This is a genomic window from Hahella sp. HN01 (assembly GCF_018986435.1).
In the GTDB taxonomy this organism is placed as follows: Bacteria; Pseudomonadota; Gammaproteobacteria; order Pseudomonadales; family Oleiphilaceae; genus Hahella.
In genome coordinates this window covers 77,911-83,910 of sequence record NZ_JAHMIN010000029.1, presented here as the reverse complement: position 1 = coordinate 83,910, position 6,000 = coordinate 77,911, and the positions used below count along the sequence as shown (strand labels likewise).

The window sequence follows — 6,000 nt, the reverse complement described above, 5'->3', positions numbered from 1 at the left end:
TCCGCTCCAGAAAGATTTCCCGGCGGGTCTTACGCTTTTTATTCTGGTATTCGGCTTCGGAGAAAGTCATCTGTTCCATGAAAAGTGTTCCTGCTGAGTTGGGCTGCCGTATTATGACTGATTCTTGGGGTTATTCAGAGGTTCCCTAGGCTACGTTTAGAGTTTAACCTCAAAATAGGGCGCATCCTCCTGCGCCCTAATCGGTTAATAATCTTTAATCCCTGATTTATTGATTTTCCCCCACCCGAAACATATTTTCCCAGTAGGCTTATCCCTTTAGTTTGAGGCGACTATGTTCAGGATTCTACTGTTTCTGGCAACCAACATTGCTGTAGTGCTTGTAGCGAGCGTGACGTTGCGGCTTTTGGGGGTTGAACCCTATCTGCAGGGCAGCGGACTGAATCTCACCTCGCTCCTTATCTTCTGCGCCGTATTCGGCATGAGCGGTGCGATGATCTCGCTCTTCCTGTCCAAGTGGATAGCGAAGATGTCCACTCGCACCCAGATAATCGGGCAACCCCGTGATGCGACAGAGCGCTGGTTGCTGGACACCGTAAAAGAGCTTTCCAGCGAAGCGGGCATCAATATGCCGGAAGTCGGCATCTTTCCCGCACACCAGTCAAACGCCTTCGCGACCGGCTGGAACAAGAACGACGCCCTGGTGGCGGTGAGCGAGGGGCTACTGCGACGCTTCACCAAAGACGAAATTCGCGCAGTGCTGGCCCATGAGATCGGCCATGTCGCCAACGGCGATATGGTGACTCTGGCGCTGATACAGGGCGTTATTAACACCTTTGTGATGTTCTTCGCCCGCATTATCGGCAATATTGTGGACAAGGCTGTCTTCAAAAATGAAAACGGTCACGGCATCGGCTTTTTCATCACCACCATCTTCGCCGAGATTATATTGGGTATTCTCGCGTCGATAATCGTCATGTGGTTTTCCCGTAAACGTGAATTCCGCGCCGACGCCATGGGCGCCAAACTGGCTGGTTCCGGCGCGATGATTGCGGCGCTGCAACGCCTGCAAGCCGAAACCCAGATGCCAAATGAAATGCCAGACACACTGACCGCTTTTGGAATAACCGAGGGAGTTAAACAGGGACTCAAAGCGCTGTTTTCCAGCCACCCTCCTCTGGATGAGCGTATCGCCGCGCTTGCCGCCAACCGCTAAGAGCCAGAGAAGGACTTACCCTGTCTAGTCCTGAAATAGGCTAGCGCCTATTTCGTCTCAAAGAGCCCGGAGCCTGAGCCGGGCTTTCCCATTTCTGACGATTGCCGTTGATTACTTGGACAATTGCAGCTCGTGCACAAAGCCGCTGATGACGATCTTCGCCGCATCTGACAATCCGGTAAACTGAACGCCATATAGATACCTGAAAGGCGCATCATCCTGCTCCAGAATAGTGCGATTGCGGATGATGCCATTGACGTTAAACGTCTTGGTGATATCCGCCACCGTCAAAGTAAAACGCAGAATCACTTCTTCTCCGGCGTCCCCCAGTTTGACGATGGACTTTACTCCGGCGCCGGTCTTACTGATATCGATAATCACCGCCTCTTTCGGCCAGTCGCCCAACCCTGTATCGAAATCGCTGTTGACCTGAGTGGGGATTTCGACTTTGAGTCGTTCGGCGTTGCGCACTTGCAGCGCCAGCAGCTCCTTGGGATATTCCAGATGAATATGGGCGAAAGGCTGTAGCGCCATGTGTTTAACCTGACTGGTGAAGGCGCACACTTTGTTCTTCGCCACAGAGCGCACGGTAAACGGCCGATCCTTTTTCAAAATCAGCTGTTTGCCGTCCACCACAGGCGTGGTGACCATCACGCTCTGCCCGGGCACAAACCCAATCAGGCGCACATGATAGCGCGCACTCTGGTCCATGCTCTCCAGATGTAAAGGATCGCCAACTTGCAGTCCCAGCTTTTCGAATGGTATTTCCACATCCTTGGGAGAATACACCGCTGCTTTATCACCCACTCAGCCATTTCTCCAAGACTAGTATCCAGCGACGTCTACATTGTAACGCCTTTGTTCATGCCGGAATGGATTGATCGCCTCTTTCCGTGACGATAATTTCGACAGTTTAGTATCGACCGCCTGTCGCTGCTTGTGAGCCCGAATGGTCATTTTTTTGCAATGATTCACAAATAAGCGCCAATTCAGGTTGGTTTGCCTTTCAATATATTATCGTCCACTTTTCGAGCTTTTTCGCATTTTCTGTCGATAATGCCTTGGGAAAGCCTTCCTGAGCCTGATGGCTCAAGCAGACGCCATGGGCTAATTTTAGAGATAAGGACGTCTGCCGAGAGTGAAAAGTCCTGAAAACAGATGTCCATCTCGTGTCACAGGATCGTCATGAGACAAGTTTAGGCTGGTGCAAACTCTGGAGGTCCGGGCAAATGCAAGCGAACAACTGGCGTAAATCGGCAAGCGAGACTGGCGACGAAGAACGCATGAACGGCGCCGCCATCATTACGGAAAACGGTGAAGAGATCCCCATCACTGAGGCCATGATTCAGCAGGCGCTGAAAGCGATGGAAGATAATTGGAATCCGTGGAGCCGCCAGCACATGAATATGCGCCAGCGGCAGAAAGGCTGAGTTACTTCGAGCTAAGATTAAACCCAACCGCGCTCAGGGTGGCGAGAAGGTCCGCTTTGCCGCCCTTGAGTTCAATCTTGATGCGATCAAACCCTCTGCGCACGCGATACTCTCTGCGTAAACGATCAAACTCTTGAGCCCGCATGGGCGCATCCAGGCGCAAGGTGCGCTTTAGCTGACTATCGTCGTGACGCACGTCATAGCTTGCTCTGATCGCAGTGTGCAACGCCCAGTCTGGATCTACTCCAGAGGAAAACGCCATTCTCCGCAGCGGCGGCTCAGGCAAAAACTGCCCAAGTTTGTGTCTCACCGGCAAGCCGAGATAGCGACTCAGGTGTTGGTAAATGATCTCCGTTCCCGCCGTGCGACCATCCAGCGTGTAGCCCGCAATATGCGGCGTAGCGAAGTGACAAAGCATAGCCAGCTCCACATCAATGGCGGGCTCATTGTTCCAGACGTCAAGCGCGACGGTCAAACCATCGCCCCTTTGCAGTCGGCCCTTCAGCGCGGCTTCGTCAATCACTTCACCGCGACAGGTGTTGATCAGAATTTGGTCCGAACGCAGGTTCTCGATCATCGCCGCGTTCAGCAAACCCTGGGTTGGGTAGGGGCCGGAATCCGTCAGTGGCGTGTGCAAGGTGATGATGTCGCACTGCAACACCTCTTCCAGAGAAAACAGATTCTGCTCACCAGCGGCCTCTCTGGGAGGATCATTGGATTTCACCTCAAGCCCCAGCAAGGTCAGCGCGCGTTCAAGACGCCCGCCGATTTCTCCGCGCCCGATAATGCCTACGGTCTTGTCTTCCAGCTCAAAACCCAACTGCTCACTCAGTACGGACAGACAGCTCACCACATACTCGACCACTGCGCTGGCGTTACAGCCCGGCGCATTGCTGAACCCCACTCCCCGTGAAGTGAGGTAGTCCATGTCGACATGGTTGCAACCAATGGTGGCGGAACCGACAAATTTCACGCCGGTATTTTCCAGCAGTCGCTCGTCCACCTTGGTCACGGAACGCACCAGCAGCACATCAGCGTCACGCAGGTGCTCGTTGCTGATTTCTCGCCCCGGAAGCGTATGAACTTCTCCCATTGATCCGAAAAACGGCTGCAGTAGCGGAATATTCTCATCTGCAACTATTTTCATCTTCCCTTTCCTCTTGGTCGGTATGCTCGGCTACTGCAGTAAATCATCATCCGGGTGAATCAGAGCCAGCTCATGACCCAGGTATTTCTCCAGTTCCGGAATCAGGAAGGAATCGTCCTCACAGGCGAAGCTGATGGAGACGCCCGTCGCGCCTGCGCGCCCGGTGCGTCCGATACGGTGTACGTAATCCTCCGGGTCGTCGGGAAGATTGTAATTGACCACGTGAGTCACTCCATCGATATGCAGGCCACGGCCCGCGACATCAGTGGCGACCAACACGCGGAAGTCGCCTTTACGAAAGCGCTCCAGTGTCTTCAAGCGTTTTTGCTGGGGCAATTCGCCGGAGATAAGCTCATTTTTGATAGAATGGCGATTCAAGGCTTCCGACAGGCTTCGTGTTTCATCACGGCGGTTACAGAATACGATCACACGGCGAGTCTCGCTGTCTTTCAACAGGTTCACCAACAGCTTACGCTTGGCGCTGCTTTCCACCATGTATACGCGCTGATCCACGGTTTTCGCGGGAAGATGGTCCACCGCCAGCATGACTTCCACCGGCTCTTCGGTCCAGCGACGCGCCAGATTCTTGATGTCTTCGCTGAAGGTCGCACTGAACAGCAGGGTCTGCCGCTCTCTCGGCGTCGCCCGGACAATGCGTTTGACGTCAGGGATAAAGCCCATGTCCAACATGCGATCCGCTTCGTCCAGCACCAGCACTTCCACCTGATCCAGGTAAATATCGGCGCTGGTGAGATGGTCCAGCAAACGTCCGGGTGTGGCGATCAGCAAATCCACAGCTTCATCCCGCAGCTTTCTGCGCTGGCGATCCAGCTGGGTGCCGCCGATGACGGAGATAATATTCAATTTCAGGTGTTTGGCGAGCGCGCAGGCGTCTTTCTCGATCTGTAACGCCAGTTCCCGGGTCGGCGCCACCACCAGGGCTCTCGGCTCACTGGAGAAGCGCTCTTCCGCTGGGATCGGATTGGAAACCAGTCGCTGCAGAATGGTGATTAGAAACGCGGCGGTCTTGCCGGTGCCTGTCTGCGCCTGACCGATCAGGTCCACGCCCTGCAGCGTGTGCGGCAGCGTCTGCCCCTGTATCGGAGTGCAGCGCTCAAAATTCAGATCGCGAATAGCCTGCTCAAGTTTTGGATGTAAATTCAGAGAAGAAAAGAGGACGGCGTTATCCGTCGTTTGATCACTAACTGTCATGATTTTTGAAGATATTCCCGGCAAACCGACGTAGTCCAAACCACATACTTTATGCGATGGGCGACTGGACCTGCAATGTTTGCAATAAGTTGTTTAAAACAAGCCCGCCAACGCCTCATTCGCCAACCGCCCGTTCTTCGCGCGAGGGCCGGTGAATGGGATATTGAGAAGCTTATCCGCGGACGCTCCATCGCGCACCGCTTATTTGGGTTATTCCGGGATCTCCGCAAACATTCATAGTTTATCCAGTGCAAACAGAGACAGTCCGAAATTTTCCCGCCCTAAGTATGTGTCCAAAAAACAGTCCAGAAGTTGCTGGGCGCGCGGCGGCAACCCTTCTTGCAGATAGCGTCGCGCCTGTTCATGAACGGCGGCCTTGAAGGCCTCTTCCCCGGCGGCGCCTTGACCGTCGAGATTATCGAAACTGATAAAAAACTTTATGCCGCAGGCTTCCGCCAGAATCCACTCCAACGCCTGCGGCTTGACTTCAACCCGCTCAAACTCCGCCTGACGTTGGGCGCTGCGGCCATCGGGCTCGTACCAGTACCCATAGTCAGTCAGCTTGCGACGCGCTTCACCCGCGATGCACCAGTGAGAAATCTCATGCAAAGCGCTGTTCACAAAGCCATGAGCAAAGTGGATTTCGTTGCAACCGCCCGTCGCGGAAGCGGGTAAGTAAATAGGCTCGCCTTCTCCCCGCACCAGCACTGTATTCAATGTTTCCCGGAACAAGCCGTCGAATAAAAGCTGTAAGTCATGCGCCGTAGCGGCCGGCATGGAGAAGTCTAATCTGGAATAACTCGACAACGCGTAAAAAACCCCGATGCGTGACAGCTCCGTGTCGCTACAATCAAGCCGGGCGGCATGCCCGTCTTACTGGACGCCCCATCGCCCGTGCGAAGCACTTAGAGTATAGGCGTTGCGACACATTCAGGCGGATCTTAAAAATAGTTTAACTTAACCGCAGAAAGTCGCGCAGACAGGGGCCTTGGATTATGATGGCCGATTATCGATTTTATGGATAAGGTAATCAATTG

6 protein-coding genes are annotated in these 6,000 nt (G+C 53.9%); 2 read left to right on the top strand and 4 right to left on the bottom strand.

The genetic code is table 11. The features are described 5' to 3' along the window. The first annotated feature begins 292 nt into the window (after positions 1-292). Positions 293-1,174 (top strand): protease HtpX, encoded by an 882-nt coding sequence (gene htpX / locus KP814_RS23890; protein ID WP_216739129.1) that lies wholly within the window; start codon positions 293-295, stop codon positions 1,172-1,174. Between the two features lie 111 nt (positions 1,175-1,285). Here the strand turns inward: htpX and KP814_RS23885 are convergent, their stop codons facing one another. Next, complete coding sequence (locus tag KP814_RS23885; protein WP_216739128.1) at positions 1,286-1,981, bottom strand: flagellar brake protein; 696 nt, start codon at positions 1,979-1,981, stop codon at positions 1,286-1,288. 422 nt (positions 1,982-2,403) lie between these two features. Between KP814_RS23885 and KP814_RS23880 the strand changes: the two genes are divergently transcribed. Beyond that, complete coding sequence (locus KP814_RS23880; protein ID WP_216739131.1) at positions 2,404-2,604, top strand: PA1571 family protein; 201 nt, start codon at positions 2,404-2,406, stop codon at positions 2,602-2,604. Between the two features lies 1 nt (position 2,605). On the opposite strand, the gene pdxB is transcribed toward KP814_RS23880, so the two are convergent. From pdxB to KP814_RS23865, 3 genes are all read right to left on the bottom strand, one after another. Beyond that, positions 2,606-3,751, bottom strand: a complete 1,146-nt coding sequence (gene pdxB, locus KP814_RS23875; protein ID WP_216739127.1) for a 4-phosphoerythronate dehydrogenase PdxB — start codon at positions 3,749-3,751, stop codon at positions 2,606-2,608. A gap of 30 nt (positions 3,752-3,781) precedes the next feature. After that, complete coding sequence (locus KP814_RS23870; protein ID WP_216739126.1) at positions 3,782-4,963, bottom strand: DEAD/DEAH box helicase; 1,182 nt, start codon at positions 4,961-4,963, stop codon at positions 3,782-3,784. 234 nt (positions 4,964-5,197) lie between these two features. Further along, positions 5,198-5,740 (bottom strand): elongation factor P hydroxylase, encoded by a 543-nt coding sequence (locus KP814_RS23865; protein WP_216739125.1) that lies wholly within the window; start codon positions 5,738-5,740, stop codon positions 5,198-5,200. Positions 5,741-6,000 lie beyond the last annotated feature (260 nt).